Below are 16,294 nucleotides of genomic sequence, written 5' to 3'. Positions count from 1 at the left end.
GCTGCCATCGACATCCAATGTCTTGAGCGACGGGTCCGATAAAATCTCTCTCAGCGCTTTAATGAGTTTTCTTCCCGCAATGAGGTGGCTCTACCACGCCTGGATTGCCGTGGCCTGCTGGGTACGGAGGCGATGTCATAACCGAGGAACGCCATGATCAGTTGCAACCCCATGAGCATGGGCAGAGCGCTGAGCATCACGGTTCCGGCCGGCGTCGCGATGCCATTCTGTGCCGATTCATACCAGTGATAACTGCCGAAAAAGATGCCGAACAGGAACATGAGAATCCCGATCGGCAGCTCGATCGAAGCCAGGGACATGTCGCGCAGATAATAGTTGTAGAGCACGCGCTTGGTGAAATTGCGCAGGTGTTTGAACAGGAATTCACCGACGATTTTCGAGATCTTGAGGTGACTGACCTCATCGCCGTACCGGGCTTCCATCGGAATATCCACCACGACGGCGCGCACGGTATTCAGGCGGAACAGAATGTCTGTCTCGAAAAAGTAGCGTTGGCTGACCTTGTCCAGGGGTAACAGCCTGGCGACGTCACGGTGAATCGCCGTGTAGCCGTTGGTGGGGTCGAACAGATCCCAGTAACCCGTCGACAGTTTGGCCATCAGCGACAACACGGCGTTGCCGAAAAGGCGAATGCGCGGCATCGATTGGACTTCTTCCAGATCGAAAAACCGATTGCCCTTGGTGTAGTCGGCTTCTCCCGCCAGGATCGGCTCGATGAACAGCGGGATCAGGGTCGGGTCCATCTGACCGTCCCCGTCGACTTTGACGATGATACTCGCGCCGTCGTCGAGGGCGGCTCGATAACCGGTCATGACCGCACCGCCCACGCCTTTGTTGACGTCATGGGGCAGCACCTTGACCCGAGGGTCGTTACAGGAGGCCAGGACATGCCCGCCTGAACCGTCCGGGCAGGCATCGTCGATCACGTAGATGCGCCAGACCTCCGGCCCTATGGCCGCTATGACGGCGCCTATATGAGCGGTGACCCGATAGCTGGGGATGACGACGGCGACGCGTTGCTCGTCCGTGAAAAGCGCTGTTTTTGAGTTCATCGATATCGCCAACTATTGCCTGAATGAAAGTGACTTGAACTCCAGGGGAGTGTCGGTATGCCCGGATGCGTAAATGATCACGGATGTGGCATTGGCAGGGGCTACGACGTTCATCTCATGGGTCTCCCATTGCGTGGTGCAGTCAAACGTCTCGATGCTGGTGGTAATGAAGTCGCCTTGTTCGTCCATCCAATTGGCCTGGATTCTTCCGGCCGTGGCTGTCGTTGCGCAGCGTGCCGACACGCTGTTGATGTACGTCAGCCCCGGCGTCACGTCGACACGCTGGGTTGCCGGTGTCTTGACACTGACGGTCAGGATCTTGCGCGCGGCGTCGTAGGTCGAGGGTGACGTCAGGCTCCAGCCCTCAAGGCTGGACAGCTCTGGGTTGAGCAGGTGCTCGTAGTGCGTGTCATTGAGCTTGCGCAGTTCCATGTCACCCAGTCTGGCATACGACGTGGACACCGTGAGCAGCCGATCGAGTGGTGCCTGGGGAAGGGACTTGAGGTCGATCACCAGCCAGCTCACCTGGCGCCGGCGCAAGCGCTGGGCAAGTTCTGATGGCGAGGCCGCCGCGTCGAACTCGCTTTTCCATTTCAGGTTGTACCACGACGCGTAAAGAGCATCGCCATGCAAACCCGCCATCAAGGGCGACGCAAAGACCGCTACGGGCTGATGCCCGGTATTCAAGGCATTGACGGTGTCGACCATTTTTCGGATGGGCAGGCGTTCCAATAGATAGGCATCCCGACCTGTCGTGCTCAACAGTGCAGAGGGTTTGATTTCGCCATAGTAAGTCGCGGCCTGGATGAAACGGGTATTGGTCAGGATCAACACGGCACCGGCCACGATGGCGAGGCTGCGCGGGAAGATCCTGGCGTCGGAAAAGGGCAGGGCCAGGATCACTGAGAACAGCGCGAAGGAGGGGAACACATAACGCAGGTAGGCTGTTGAGTGGAACGTCATGAACATTGCGCCGGCGCCGACCAGGAGGATGCACAGGGCTTTCTTGTTGCCGCTCAACAGCACGGCGACGGCCGCCGTGGGCAGCAGCAGCCATTGAAAGCCCGCCGCGCCAACCCGCCCCTCGATGAACTGCGGCGACTTGAAGACCATTCGATAGAGGGTGTCCCAGGTTACCCCGGTACCGAAAATGGCCGGTGGTTCGAAGTTGATGTCCGGCCAGAGCGGCGAATGGAAAATGGCATTGAAAAACGGGAACACGGGGTTGCCGGTCAAGTACTCGGCAGAGACGTAAGGGGTAGCACCGGCCAGTATCAGGCCGGCACTGCCCAGCAGGAGTGTCTTGACGATTCCTGGGACAGCCCAGGCCTTGTAGTGCAGCAAGAGGATCACCAGCAGGACCGGCAGGACGCTCAAGGTCACGGCCTTGGTCGCCATGGCGAAGCCCAGCAGGAGGCCCGCCAGGAGCAATTGCGACAGGCGCTCCCTGGGCTCCGGCGTGAAGCTTGAGACCTTCAGGATCGCCAGCGTCCCGGCCATCATGAAGGCGGTCCACGCCGATTCGATATGCAGGCTGCTGCTTTCAGCGAAGGCGAGGGGCGTTGACAGAAAGATCAGGCTGGCCCAGCGGGCGCTTGTGGCAGAGCCACCGGCCCAGAGGGTCATGTTGCGGATCTGCCAGGCCAGCAGCAAGGTGAATGCGCTGTTGCTCAGGCGCGAGGCGGTTTCACCGGCCAGCATATAGACAATGCTGTAGATCCAGTCGGCCAGCATGGGCATGACCGCCCACACATAGGTGTTTGCATCGAACTTCCATTGATGCTGTTGGGCCAGGTGTGACGGGACGAAGAGGTGCATGGCCAACGCGTCATGCCCGACCTCCGGCATGAAGGCGACCAACACGTAGAGGCAGGCGAAGCTGCAGATCAGTACGTCGAACCCCGTCTGGAGGGGTGTTTGCGCTGAGCGGCTGGCCCGGATTTGCCGCAACAGTTCACGGCCTATCGACGTGACGTGCCTGTGACCCAATACAAGCGGCAACAACAGCAGCGCGCCATACAGCCAGGGGTAGTTGATTGGCAAGTAGGCCGCCAGGCCTGTCAGTGTGCCGAACGTACCGGCTCCCACCAGCAGGTGGACGCTCCAGTCGTCCAAGGCGTCCTGCCTGAGCAGCCACCTGCCGAGCACGGTCGAAGACAGTGCGAACACCGCGACGACCATCACCGGCCAAATCTGTGCGCAGACAATGGACAGGCACGCCAGCAGACCCAGGCAAAGAATGATCGGTGGCTTGCGAGTGAAGACGGTGAGGGCGGCCAGGCCTGCCAGTGACAGCAATATCGTTCGGGTGCCGCTGTTCATGGACGCCAGTTCAAGCGTCGAAAAACCGTATACGCCGACCACCGCACTCGCCAGTAAAACCAACAACACCACTGCGTATTTCAGGCTGAATCTGGGCAAAATATCGTCTCGGCTGTTCAGCACCTCGGTGCCATGCAAAAGGGTGCTTATACGTCTCGGTAGGTGTGCGGGACCCAGGATCCCCACTTGCTTTCGTAGATCGCCCGGTTCTTTTCGAAAAGTGCCTGTTTTTTCTTGGCACCCAAGGTGTCGAACGAGGCGGACAGGTGGTGGTGAACGAAGACGTCCTCGGCACAGGCCGCGCGCATGCCACGCCGCTGCACGCGACGGCAGTAATCGTCATCCTCGAAGAACCCCAGGCCATACTCTTCGCACAGGCCACCGATCTGCTCGTAGGTCGAACGCGGGAACATCACGCAGAAAAAGGCCAGGGTGTTGATCTCGAACCACTCACCCATGCGCGCGCGGGTCATTTGCGCGGCTTCGGCGGGCATGTCTTCTAACCGGTCATAGCCGGTGCTGACTTTGGCCTCATTGCCGATGTTGTTGGTGATCGGGCCGATGATGCCGATTTCCTTGTTGTCCTGCAGATGACGGATCAAGCCTTTGATCCAACCGGCGGTGACGACCGTGTCGTTGTTCAGGACCACCAGATAGTCGCCACTGGCTGCCGCTAGGCCCAGGTTGTTACCGGCGGCAAATCCCTTGTTGTCCGGGTTGAGGATGACGATCCGGTCTGGATGCCCCTTGGCCCAGGCGGTGAGGTAGGCCGGGGTCTGGTCGCTGGAGTGGTTATCGACAACGATTATTTCAAGGTTCGGGTATTGGCTCTGAGTCAACAGGCTGTCGAGGCAGGCCTTGGTCAGTTCGAGGTTGTTGTAGGTCAACACCACGACGCTGACTTTGGGCCGGGGCAATGTTGCGATGGCCTTGCGCAAGCTGGCGGCCCGATGCTGCCAGGTCTGGCCCCGGGCGAACGATTGGCGCGCCTTTGGCGTGGCGCTGGCTTCTGGCACTGCGTCCAGCGCATCGCGTATGGCCGAGATGAACTCGGTCGGCTCCTCAACCGCCCAGACCAGCTTGCCGAACTGGCTCAACTCCGGCAGTTTCACCGAGACCACCGGTTTTCCCGCGCTCAGGTATTCATAGACCTTGACCGGATTGGTGGCGAGGGTCAAAGGCATGACCTTGAACGGCAGCAGGCAAACGTCCATGGCATAGAGATAATAAGGCAGGGAGGCGTACGGGACTTCGCCTTCCAGGACCACATTCGGGCAGGCCTTGAAGTATTTTTTCGCCTGGACGGTATCGCTGCCGATCAACAGTATCAGGTGCTTTGGGAATGCCTGGGCGACTTGCTTGATCAGGTCCAGGTCGAACCATTCGGCAATGACGCCGTAGTAGCCAATGATTTTTCTGTTGGCGGGGTCCCGATAGATTTTGTCGGGACGTTGGCTGAAGAAGCTGAACTCGCAGGCGTTGCGGATCACCTCGACGTTGCGGTTTTCCCGCTTGCCGTGTTGTTCGATCCAGTCGGATGTCGCCACCAGCAAATCCGCCCTGCGCATCAGGGCGATTTCAAGGTCGAGCAACTCCTGGGCAACGTTGCCAAAGCCTTCATGGTGATCCATGCAGTCATAGACCAGCGTGGAGTTGGGGACACGCCTTGCCAGCGGGAACCAGTAGGCGTGCTGGACGATGCAATCCACGACATCGACGTTCGCCCATTGCAGGAGCATGGCCAGGCCTTGGCACAACTGGCGGATCGCGGCAGCTGACGGTGGGGCATGATAAATGGCCGGTGCGCCGAGCACCTTGAACCGGATCTGGAACAGCCGGTTGGAGCCCTCCAAGGGTTCCACTTCGAAGCCGGGGGCCTCATCGTCGATAAAATGGTTCGAGATATAAAATGTCGTTTGTCCCGCCCGGGCCAACTCCTTGGCCAGGTTTTGCGGGCGCTGGATGCGGAAGTGCCAGTCAATCACGCCGAACATCAGGATCATGGGTTGCCCGGGGCAAGACGGTACTTCAAGGTTTACGGGCGGTGGCAGGTGTTGCAACGGGGTGAGGCTTGCTGGCGCCGCTGATTCGCCCGGCGTTGCCTTGCGGCGCTTCAACCAGCTTCGAATCCGGTGCGCCAGCTTGCTTTTCTGCTGGGCGGTGAGTGGCAGCCAGGCGTAGACCCGGCGCGATAGCTTGTACAACTGCTTGCGTATCGAATAACGCAGCGGAGCGCGTTCGATGGCGTTGCCCCAGTCCGAAAGCTTGAACAGCTCAGCCTGCTTTGCCGCCAGTTGGGCGCGCAAATCCACCGCCCAATCGGACAGCGCGACAGCTTCGCTTTCTTTTGTCTGGAGTAGTGTCTCGACCTCTTTGAGGCGCTTTTCAGCCGCCCGCAGTTGCTCGCGCAGTCGCCCGGTCTCACCTTCTTGAAGTGACACGCGGGTGCGAAGCGCTTTTGAATCAAGGTTCAGTTGTTTGATAAGCCGATCTCGATTCTCGATTTCCTTGACCAGTTGCAAGGCTTCGATGGATCTGGATTGTGTTGAGCGAGTCAATTTGTCAATGCAATCAACAAGACGGTTGATCTGGTCCATGCGGTTTTCTGGTCCTTTGGTCAATACGGCAACGCAAACTCGGTCTTGCAGGATCGATGTTGGCTTCAATCATCAGACAGGCCCAGGCTCCAGCCGTGCCATGAATCATCATAGCGGTTGCTGGATGGGGCGCCACGCAACCAAGCGTCATATGACGTCGGCAAAGCCTTTGCGTGTTCTCTGGAACCAGGCGAACCCTGCGCAGGCAATCAGCACGGAGATCGCCGAATAAGCGGCCAGGTGCTCCCATTGTGGCGCCTTGCCCCAGAACATGACATCGCGAACCATTTCCACCGGCAGCGTCAGGGGGTTTGCCTGCAGGGCGGCCTGGTAGCTTTGGGGCAGTATCGAAAGTGGATAGAAAATCGGTGAGAGGAACAGCATCGCCGTGATGATAATGCCGATGAACTGGCCTATATCGCGCAGGTAGACGCTTATCGAGGCGAGAAACCAGGAGATCCCCAGCGTCAGCAACACCAATGGGAACAGCACCACCGGTAGCAGAAGAGCGGTTACCGGAGGGGTACCGAACAGGACGATATAGAAGACCAGCCAGGCCAGGACGCTGACACCCATGTGAAACAGCGCTGCGCCGAGGGACACCAGGGGCAGGGTTTCCAGTGGGAACACAATCTTCTTGACGTAGTTGGTATTGGCCAGCACCAGGCCCGGCGCACGGTTCACGCATTCGGAAAACAGGTTGAACACCAGCAGGCCAGCGAACAGCACCAGGGCGAATTCGCTCTTGGATTCTCCGCCGCCAGACCAGCGGGCCTTGAAGACAACGCTGAACACGAACGTGTAGACCACCAGCATGAAAACCGGTGTGAAGAACGACCATAAAATACCGAGCATCGAGCCTTTGTAGCGACCGATGACTTCTCTGCGGATCAACACGTAGATCAATATTCGATTGATCAGGACACTCTTGACCATGGCGGCAGGGGACGTGCTGAACGACTGCATCGGTGCTTGATCCTTAGGACAATAGCGGATGCTTCTTGAGTCGCATCCTCATGGAGGGTAGGCCAAGTGTAGATTCATTCGCAGTTTTTTATCCCATCTGTGCTTAACTCATCCGCAGCATCCAGCGAAGGACTGATTCAGTAACGCCGCAATAATGGCCGTGATTCATGGAAGGGTTTTGCCGATGTCGTTTGAAGTGGCCATCTGCGCCGAAAACCTGAGCAAGTGTTATCAGATCTACGATGCGCCCAAGGACCGTCTGTTGCAGATGCTGGTACGTGGCAGGAAGCGGTTCTATCGCGAGTTCTGGGCCCTGGACGATGTTTCCCTGACTATCGCAAGGGGGGAGACTGTCGGTATCATCGGCCGTAATGGCAGTGGCAAATCCACCCTGTTGCAACTGATCTGCGGAACGTTGATGCCAACCCGGGGCAGTGTCCAGGGGCATGGCCGGATTGCGGCGTTGCTTGAGCTGGGGTCCGGTTTCAATCCGGAGTTCACTGGCCGGGAAAACGTCTATGTGAATGCGGCGGTGCTGGGCTTGAGTCGCTCGGAAATCGACACCCGCTTCGATGACATCCTCGCCTTTGCCAATATCGGCGACTTTATCGACCAGCCCACCAAAATCTATTCCAGCGGGATGCTGGTACGGTTGGCCTTCGCGGTTTCGGTCTGTGTCGAGCCCGAGATCCTGATCGTCGATGAAGCCCTGTCCGTCGGCGATGCCTCGTTTCAATTCAAATGCTTGAATCGGCTGGAAGAACTGGCTGCCAACGGCACGACGCTGCTGTTCGTCTCCCATGACATGAGCATGGTCAAGCGCTTTTGCCACCGGGTCATCTATCTGCGCGCAGGCCGGGTCGTTGCCAGCGGCTCGCCCGATGAAATGGCCGAGCTGCATTTGCTCGACATGCGCGACGAGCAACGCCGCTGGGCCAGTGGCGGGGTCATACCGGTTACGCGCAAGTCATTCATGGGCGGGCAGGAGGGGATGGCCTTTGGGACCGAAGAGGGGCACATCAGCGCTGCCTGCTTCACCAACACTCGGCAGCTCTCCTCCAGTTACCTGTATGGCGACGACATCGAGATCCGCGTCGAGGCGTTGCTCCATGAGTCGATCACGCAACCCAACATCAGCTTCACCATCCAGGAAGCCAGGCTGCTGGTGATCGGCGGGGGCAACTTCGCACTGCAACCAGGCCCGGCCGAGAATGGCTGGCGGCGCACAGCGATCACGGTGCGCTTCCCGGCCAACCTCGCCGAGGGGCGCTATCATGTCACGCTCAAGCTGTTGCATGGCGCGACGGAAGATACCTCGCAACTGATCGAGAAACAGGTGGCGCCCTTGGCGTTCGACATGTTGCCGAACCACAAGAATTTCCTGGGCATGGTTGACCTGGGCTTGCAGAGGATCGACCCTCGACCAGTCGAGGCGCTTGCCAAGGCCTGCGGGACTCAAGGAGAGAAGGTTTTGACGCAACACCTGGACGAGCGCACGTGGCAGGTCGCTATATTCGGAACCTTTGATGTAGAAAACTACGGTGACCTGCTGTTTCCGATCATTGCCGAGGCGGAGCTGGCCCGGCGCTTGGGTTCAGTCAACCTGCATCGGTTTTCCTATCACGGGAAAACCCGATCTGAATGGCCCTATGCGGTGACGTCGTTGACGCAGTTGCCTCATGTAGCGGCCAGCCTGGATGGTGTTTTGATCGGCGGTGGCTTCCTGATCCGCTTCGATAAAGTCGTTGCCCACGGCTATGGTCCGACAACCGCCAATATCCATCACCCTACCGGTTATTGGCTGACCCCTGCACTCATCGCGCAGCAGCACGGGGTTCCGGTCATGTGGAATGCCCCCGGGATGCATTGCAACAGTATTCCCGACTGGGCCAGGCCGTTGTTGACGATGGCTCTTGAGCAGAGCCAGTACGTGCGAGTCCGTGATGCGCTGTCGCGCGATGCCCTCGGCGCGCTCACCCAGCAGGCCGAGATCGAAGTGCTGCCCGACACCGCGTTCGGCTTGCCCCGCCTGATCGATGAGCAGCAGCCTGGCGCCGAGTTCGTTCGCCTGCGCGAGCAGGCCGGGCTGACCGGGCCCTACATCGTGATCCACGCCATTCATGTGGTGGAATCTTTTGTAAAACTGTTCGAAGACCACGCCGAGGCGTTCCAGGGCTATCAGTTCCTGGTGGTGCCGATTGGCCCTGTCCTGGGTGACGATCCGTCGGTCATTGCGGCGCGCCTGCCCCAGGCCATCACCTTGTCGTTCTGGCCAGAGCCGTTGCTGATGGCGGAAATTCTCAGCCAGGCCCAAGCGGTGATCGGCCATAGCTATCACCTGGCAATCACCGCTCTGGCGTTTGGCGTCCCGGTGTTCTGCTCGGCGGATCTGACCACGGGCAAGTACACGGCGCTGGCGGAGTTCGATTCACTCCATGCGTTGCCGGACGCGGCGACGGTCGATCCACAATGGTTCCTCGCGCGCGTGGGCAAGACCCGGCCATCGCCTGCGGCGCGTGCGGCGGCGGATCGGTTGGTCGAGCACTGGGACCGGGTCGCGGCGATCATCCGCCAGGGCAAAACCTCGTCCCAGCCGGTGTTGGGCGCTTTTCTACAGCATCTACCCAACCTGCTCGAAGCCGCGGCCGAGGGGCGTGATCCATTGCCGGCTGAATGTCCGGTAAGCCCCGCCGTGCCGGAGCCTGAGGTCATCGAGCCGGCGCCGGAGCCGGCAGTAGAGACGCTTGCCCAGCAGCAACGGATTGCCCAGCTCAGTCAGCAACTGGCCCTCAGTGACGCCAGGATGCTTGAGTTGCAGAATTCCAATTCATTCCGAATGACCGCACCACTGCGTTCCATCGCCCGTGGTATCAGAAACCTGACAGCGAACAAGAACAGACAATGCTAGATCTCTCTCGTCTCACGCCAGCGGCGCTAAAGTCTCACCCGTTCTCATGGGCTGAAATTGACAGTCTGTATTCGGCCGAGGATGCCGCTGCGTTGGCGGCGACCTTCCCTCATGATCACTTCAAGACGGTGAGTGGTTATGGTGGTGAAAAAAACTATGACTATGAGGCCCGCGCCCTGGTAGACATGGGCACCCATACCATCGCTTTCCCCGAAGAACTGAGCGAGGCGTGGTTGAGGCTGGCGCAGGATCTTGGCTCGGCCGGCTATCGAGAGGCCATGTCGGAGCTGGCCGGGATTGATCTGCGCAGCGTGCCGATGGAGGTCAACGTTTTTCATTACGGTCCTGGCGCGAGCCTGGGGGCGCATCCGGACCTGCCCGATAAACTGGTCACCCATATCCTGTATTTCAATGAGTCCTGGGACCGCAACGACGGCGGGTGCCTGAACATCCTGCACCGCAACGATCCCACTGCCGTGGCGGCCGAGATCGAGCCCCTGGTGGGCAATTCGGCGATCCTGGTGCGTTCGGATAACTCCTGGCATGCTGTCACGCCCGTGGTAAGCGGCTGCCATTCCTCCCGCCGCAGCCTGACGGCGACGTTCTACCGACCGGGGTCCCTCAGTTCCATGTGGCCGCCGGGCGACAGCACTCCACTGCATGGATACCCACGTGCTTAAGCTCGACAGCACCTTGATCGACCGCGACGCCGCCTTGGCTCAAAGAGATGCGGCCATCAATGAGCGCGATATTGCCTTGGCAAAAGTCGACTTCCTGCAAAACACCCGTTCGTGGCGTTTCACCCGACCACTGCGCTCGCTTTTCCGGTTGATGCGTTATGGTTTTAGCGCCACGCAGGAATTCCCCGAGACGGCCGCTGCAATCGTCTATCCGGCCGCACCACAGCCGTTGCCGAACCCTGACGTCGCCCCGGATTTCACCACGAAAGGGCGCCTGGATATTCTCTGCTTCGCCAACATTGAGTGGGCTGCACGCTTCCAGCGACCGCAGCAGTTGATGAACCAGTTTGCGAGCAATGGTTACCGGGTGTTTTATATCGTCCCCTCCAGCGTGCCGGAACAGGGACAGCTCTATCGGTTGACCTCAGTGGCGCCCAATATTTTTGAAGTGGCGCTGCAGCGTGATGTGCAAGAGGCGTATTACGAAAAAGTGGTGACGCCTGAGAATCATCAGGCTTTGCTGCTCGCCATGGCCGCACTGGTCGCCGATATGCAGATCAGAACCGCCCTCTCGGTGGTGCATATTGCTTACTGGAGCCCCGTGGCACTCAGCCTGCGAACCATGCATGGCTGGCGCATTCTCTATGACTGCATGGATGACTGGGATGGTTTCCCGAACATCGGCGAACAGCTGTTGAGCGAGGAAAAGACCCTGATTGTCCAGGCCGACCTGGTGACCGTTTCCGCCGCGTTGCTTTACCACAAGTGGTGCGCCCATAACCCACGCTGCGTGCTGGTGCGAAACGCGGTGGATTTCGCTTTTTTTCGGCAGCACTGCTTTACCAATGATGTGCTGAGCGGGCTTGCCGGGCCTGTCATTGGTTACTACGGTGCCCTGGCGCAATGGCTCGATTATCCCTTGCTGGCGGCGTTGGCGGACAGGCGGCCAGAGTGGAACTTCATTCTGGTGGGGGATATTTTTGTCGACGATCTGGCGGGTCTTGAGCACAAGCCCAATGTCCAGTTGTTGGGCAGGAAGCCTTACTCGCAAATGCCGCTTTACCTGGATCATTTCGATGCCTGCCTGATTCCTTTCAGGCTCTACAACGTGACGCACGCGGTCGATCCGGTGAAGTTCTACGAGTACATCAGTGCAGGCAAGCCGGTGATTTCCACGCCTTTGGCGGAGATGAGCATTTACAAAGACCTGTTGTACTTCGCAACCGGAGTCGATGAGTTCATCGAGCAGATCGAGGGTGCCTTGGCCGAGCGCGACCTGGCCCTGTACAAACGACGCGTAGAACTTGCCCGGGCCAATGATTGGAAAGATCGATTCGATAGCATGCAACTGGCTATCGTCGGGCTGTATGAAAAAGTCTCCATCGTGCTCGTGACGTACAACAACCTCAATCTGACGATTCAATGTGTAAACAGCATTCTGCGCAATACCACCTGGCCCAATTACCAGCTCATTGTCGTCGACAACGGCTCGGAGGATGGTACGGGCGATTATCTCGAGCGCCTGCGCCAGGAAGTGCCGACCGCGAAGGTCATCCTCAACCCGGACAACCGAGGCTTCGCTGCGGCCAATAACCAGGGCTTGCGAGAAGCCGACGGTGACATACTGCTGTTGCTCAATAACGACACGGTAGTGCCAGACGGCTGGCTGGATCCGCTGGTCCGGCATTTGAGAGACCCTAGTATCGGCTTGGTCGGACCGGTCACGAATGCGGTAGGAAACGAAGCGAAAATCGAAGTTTCCTACACCGACATTCAACAGATGCAGGATTTTTCAGACTGCTATACCAAAGCCCACAAGGGGCAGTCGTTCGATATCTCGATGCTCGCCATGTTTTGTGTCGCCTTTCGCCGAGGCATTCTCGAAGAGGTGGGGTATCTGGATGAAGCATTCAGTATCGGAATGTTCGAGGACGACGACTACAGCCGTCGCGTGCAGGCGGCTGGCTACCGGACGGTCTGCGCCGAAGACGCGTTTATCCATCATTACGGGCAGGCTTCGTTCAGGAAGCTGATCGCCAGTGGTGAGTACCAGGCCCTCTGGGACAAAAACCAGGCGTATTTCGAAAGCAAATGGGGCGCTTGGCAAGCCCACGTTCATCGCGACGAGCCTGGCGTGGAGACAGGGGACAAGGGCTAGATCTCGACAAGGCCATGACCTTCAACATCCTCGTCGACGGTGACTCCGCCGTCGCGAGCAAGCTTTGCTCCCACAGTTCTGATGGGTGTACGACCGGGAGAGCCAGGTCGGCTACTAGGCCGCCTCGGCGTGGACGTTGATCTCGGGCGCCCCGTTAACCACGCTGGCTGAACGAAGGTATTGCGCAGTGGGCAACCCAGCATGGATGCCGGGTTAGCCGCGCTGGGCCATGGATGGCCCTTCGCGGCGGCCCACGGAGCGATGCCTTCGTTCAGGCATGCCGAGCCTAGGCGAGGCACCGAGTGGTGGGGCAAAGCGTTTTTGGTTACTTTTGACGCTTTTCCAAAAGTGACCCGCCGTAAGGGCGGAACCCTAAGCCGCCGTTACCGCAGCAACGGATATACACCCCGCCCCAGAGAAGCACATTTTTCCCTAAGCAATCCAGACCCAAACCATCCCACCTATCGACCAGGCAAATCCTCACCCATCAGATGAAACGCCCTGGGAGCAAAACCAAGCCAATCACTGGCGGGCGAATGGTCAAACACCAAGTCCTCGTTCATCCGCGCCACCAGCGCACTTGAAAGATGTCGATAGCGCGGCAGACACCGCATGATCGAAACGCCCCGGCTTAATACCTGGGCAGGGAGGGGCAGCGTTCGCTCCGGACGCCCCATGGCCTGGAATATTCGCCTCACCATCGTGTGATACGGCAAGACTTCCCCCCCTGAGAGGTTATAGCCGCCACTGGGCAGGCCAGGCGTGCTCATGGCGGACAGGCACGCCTGGATCACGTCACCAGCATGCACCGGCTGGCGCAGTCCGGTTCCGCCCCCGATAAGCGGGAAAAATCCGAAGCGTTGAATGAAACGTGCTATTTGCGAGATGTTCTTGTCGCGACCAAAGCCATAGATCATGGTCGGCCGCAGGATCACCCATTCGACTTGCCGTTCGATCGCCCACTGCTCGAGCTGTTCTTCTGCGCGTATCAAGCGTTGCGCCACGTCCCGTTCCCGAGCATCGGGCGATGTTTGCTTGGCAAAACGGCTTGTGGAGGACAGCACGACAACGCGTTTGACGTGGGTGCTGGCCAGGCGTTCCAGATAGTCGGGTAACACCCAGACAGGGGCGAATGACAGGAAGGTGTCCAGCGTCAGTCCGTGCCAGTCGTCAGCATTTCGCCACGTCACACCGGGGCAGGACACCGTGGGCAGGCTTCGAGTGAAGGCGTTTGTCGGGAGACCGGTTTGTGCCAGCAATGGCAAGGCGTGCTCGCCCAAGAGGCTGGAGCCGCCCAATATTCCTATCCGCAATTGGGGTCTCTTATCGTAGGTTCCATGCATGTTTAAACCGGGTAGCCGCGTGACGAAGGACCATCAGGCTGAATCGAAACCAGACCCCGATCACCACGCTGACCCATAGCACGGCAGGGTATTTGCGGCGGAAAAACTTGCGATAGAAACGCAGGATCCCCAGGTGTTTGTGCCATTCGACGAAATAGGGACGCTGGTGACTGCAGCCACCGAATACATGCATCACCTGGGCATCTGGCACGAACAGCACGCGCCAGCCGGCCTGATGGAAGCGCATGCACCAGTCCAGGTCCTCGCAATGAAGGAAATAGTCTTCGTCCCATAACCCGACACTCTCGATCGCTTCGCGCTTGACCAGCATGCAAGCCCCGGAAATGGCCTCAACGACAATGGGGGTGCCGGGTAGCGGCTCCTTGTGCAATAAAAAGTCGGACAACAGTGATGGGAAAAGTGCTGAGAGCCGCGAAAGTCCGAAAGCCCGCATGAAGGCGCGTCTGGGCGTTGGAAATACCCGGCGCCCACCGGCTTGCTCGCTGCCGTCCGGGTTGCACAGGAACCCTCCGACCATGCCGATCTCCGGCGCGCTATGCAGCGCCAGCAGCAAGCGGTCTATGGCATCGGCGGCCAGTACGGTGTCCGGGTTCAAGAAAAATAAATTGGGAGCCGCTGACAGGCGGGCACCTTGGTTGCACGCCACGGCGAAGCCGAGGTTGGCGGCATTGCGTACGATTTGAAGCGAGTCGCCGACAGCGTGGGTTCGCTCCACCAGCATCAGGCTATCGTCGTGGGAATCGTTGTCCACCACGATCACGCTGGAAGCGCCGGCGGCAAACGCCGACCTTACACACGCCAACAAAAGTTCACCGGCATTGTAATTGACGATGATCACATCACACTCGCCACGTAGAGATGATGTGCCCCATTCATCAATAACGAGCAGTTCCACTGCTTCCAACTTCATCACTCCATTGCTCAAACCTGGATACGTATGGGATCGCAACTACTCAGGTCTGTATCCAAGATAGCAGATCCGTGCCCTACGACCAGTTCCGGCCAGCGCTTTCAGAACGTTTGTCCCAAGGAAAACTGAAACACCTGCGTATCAGCGTTATCCGGCGTTCGGACCGGAAAGGCCACGTTGGCGCTCAATGGGCCCAGCGGGCTATACCAGGTCACCCCGACCCCCACCGAGCTGGCCATCTGGCTGAGATCGACCCCGTCGCATCCCTGGGTAGTGCTCAGATAGCACTTGTCGGAATAGACGCTGCCCACGTCCCAGAACACCGAGGTGCGCAGTGATTTGTTGTCTTTGATGAAGGGCAGTGGGAACAGGTATTCCACGCCGCCGGTGATGAGTATGTTGCCGCCCAGTGACTCGGTGTCCCGGTCGGAGTAGTACGCTTGGCCGGCACTGGCATAGGTGCCGGTGGCCGGTGTGTTGCGCGGGCCGAGAGTGCCGCTTTCAAAACCACGCACCGAGCCTTCGCCACCGGCGGTGTAGTTTTCATAGAACGGCAGGCCGTCGGTCGAACCGTAGCTGTTGCCGTAGCCGAGCTTGGTGTGCAAGCGCAGCGAGGTCGCGTCGCTGACCGGCAGGAACGTCTGCCCGGTGTAGTCGATCTTGTAGAAGCTCAGGTCGCTGCCGGGCACCGTCGCCATCAGGTTCAGGCTTTGCGAATGCCCACGGGTGGCCAGCACGCCCTTGTTCAGGGTCGATTCCGACCAGCCGAGGCTGGCCTTGAAGTTGGTGAAGTCCTTGCCTTCGCGCTCGATGAAATCGTAGATCTCATCGGCGCTGTAGGTCCCTGGTTCGATGCTGTCATGTTGCACCGTCACGCCGAAATTCAACCGTGAGGTTTCATTGATCGGGTAGCCGAGGGAGGTGCCGGCGCCGTAGCTGTTGATGGAATAGTACGAATTATCGTCATCGTAGTATTCGTTGTAGTCGGTGGCGTTATAGAACGCGTTGTAACCCAGGCTCACGCCGTCCGGCGTGAAGTAGGGGTCGGTAAAACCGATGTTGTACTTGCTTTGGTAGGACGAGCGGGTCAGGCCCAGGCTGGCGTAGTTGCCGGTGCCGAGAAAGTTGTTCTGGGTGATCGAGCCGCCCAGGATCAGGCCGGCGCTTTGCGAGAAACCGACGCTGGCGCTGATCGAGCCGGAAGCCTGCTCTTCGACGCTGTAGTTCACATCGACCTGGTCATCGACGCCCGGTACGGCCGGGGTCTCGACGTTGACTTCCTTGAAGAAGCCCAGGCGCTCCAGGCGGGTCTTGGA

The 16,294-nt window shown here is 59.0% G+C and carries 10 protein-coding genes and 1 pseudogene; 4 read left to right on the top strand and 7 right to left on the bottom strand.

Annotated elements, in window-relative coordinates; all coding sequences use genetic code 11:
- Positions 1-50: 50 nt before the first annotated feature.
- The 4 genes from F7R20_RS19945 to F7R20_RS19930 form a co-directional block, all read right to left on the bottom strand.
- Positions 51-1,073 carry a glycosyltransferase family 2 protein gene (locus F7R20_RS19945; RefSeq protein WP_003203521.1) on the bottom strand — a complete coding sequence of 341 codons (1,023 nt, stop codon included), beginning with the start codon at positions 1,071-1,073 and terminating at the stop codon, positions 51-53.
- Positions 1,074-1,085: 12 nt separating this feature from the next.
- Positions 1,086-3,494, bottom strand: coding sequence for a phospholipid carrier-dependent glycosyltransferase (locus F7R20_RS19940; RefSeq protein WP_232002351.1), 2,409 nt, complete (start codon positions 3,492-3,494; stop codon positions 1,086-1,088).
- A 47-nt stretch (positions 3,495-3,541) separates the two neighbouring features.
- Entirely contained in the window at positions 3,542-5,836 is a 2,295-nt protein-coding gene (locus tag F7R20_RS19935) for a glycosyltransferase (RefSeq protein WP_232002350.1), read from the bottom strand.
- A gap of 303 nt (positions 5,837-6,139) precedes the next feature.
- Complete coding sequence (locus F7R20_RS19930; protein WP_003203515.1) at positions 6,140-6,958, bottom strand: ABC transporter permease; 819 nt, start codon at positions 6,956-6,958, stop codon at positions 6,140-6,142.
- 184 nt (positions 6,959-7,142) lie between these two features.
- On the opposite strand from F7R20_RS19930, the pseudogene F7R20_RS31965 reads away from it, so the two are divergent.
- The 4 genes and pseudogenes from F7R20_RS31965 to F7R20_RS19915 all read left to right on the top strand — a co-directional run.
- Positions 7,143-8,366 (top strand): annotated as a pseudogene (locus F7R20_RS31965) (ABC transporter ATP-binding protein); the annotation flags it as partial.
- Positions 8,346-9,866 carry a polysaccharide pyruvyl transferase family protein gene (locus F7R20_RS31960; RefSeq protein WP_232002354.1) on the top strand — a complete coding sequence of 507 codons (1,521 nt, stop codon included), beginning with the start codon at positions 8,346-8,348 and terminating at the stop codon, positions 9,864-9,866. The pseudogene F7R20_RS31965 and the gene F7R20_RS31960, both read left to right, overlap by 21 nt.
- Positions 9,860-10,546 (top strand): 2OG-Fe(II) oxygenase, encoded by a 687-nt coding sequence (locus tag F7R20_RS19920; RefSeq protein WP_003203512.1) that lies wholly within the window; start codon positions 9,860-9,862, stop codon positions 10,544-10,546. The genes F7R20_RS31960 and F7R20_RS19920 overlap by 7 nt, the downstream gene beginning before the upstream one ends.
- Entirely contained in the window at positions 10,539-12,704 is a 2,166-nt protein-coding gene (locus F7R20_RS19915; RefSeq protein ID WP_003203510.1) for a glycosyltransferase, read from the top strand. Before F7R20_RS19920 ends, F7R20_RS19915 begins: the two co-directional genes overlap by 8 nt.
- A gap of 461 nt (positions 12,705-13,165) precedes the next feature.
- Here the strand turns inward: F7R20_RS19915 and F7R20_RS19910 are convergent, their stop codons facing one another.
- From F7R20_RS19910 to bamA, 3 genes are all read right to left on the bottom strand, one after another.
- Positions 13,166-14,002: an NAD-dependent epimerase/dehydratase family protein gene (locus tag F7R20_RS19910; RefSeq protein WP_197675460.1), complete on the bottom strand. Its 837-nt coding sequence runs from the start codon at positions 14,000-14,002 to the stop codon at positions 13,166-13,168.
- Positions 14,003-14,027: 25 nt separating this feature from the next.
- Complete coding sequence (locus F7R20_RS19905) at positions 14,028-14,972, bottom strand: glycosyltransferase family 2 protein (RefSeq protein ID WP_003203505.1); 945 nt, start codon at positions 14,970-14,972, stop codon at positions 14,028-14,030.
- Between the two features lie 107 nt (positions 14,973-15,079).
- Positions 15,080-16,294, bottom strand: a 1,215-nt coding sequence (gene bamA, locus F7R20_RS19900; RefSeq protein ID WP_151180612.1) for an outer membrane protein assembly factor BamA, incomplete at its 5' end; no start/stop codon positions are given.

Origin of the sequence: Pseudomonas brassicacearum subsp. brassicacearum (assembly GCF_008801605.1) — a bacterium.
Lineage (GTDB): Bacteria > Pseudomonadota > Gammaproteobacteria > Pseudomonadales > Pseudomonadaceae > Aquipseudomonas > Aquipseudomonas brassicacearum.
The sequence above is the reverse complement of the archived record's forward strand: the minus strand, read 5'-3'. Positions and strand labels throughout refer to the sequence as shown.

Coding starts and splice junctions, on each gene's coding strand:
- F7R20_RS19920 (WP_003203512.1), top strand. CDS start 9,860: ATGCTAGATCTCTCTCGTCTCACGCCAGCGGCGCTAAAGTCTCACCCG.
- F7R20_RS19945 (WP_003203521.1), bottom strand. CDS start 1,073: ATGAACTCAAAAACAGCGCTTTTCACGGACGAGCAACGCGTCGCCGTC.
- F7R20_RS19930 (WP_003203515.1), bottom strand. CDS start 6,958: ATGCAGTCGTTCAGCACGTCCCCTGCCGCCATGGTCAAGAGTGTCCTG.
- F7R20_RS31960 (WP_232002354.1), top strand. CDS start 8,346: ATGGTTGACCTGGGCTTGCAGAGGATCGACCCTCGACCAGTCGAGGCG.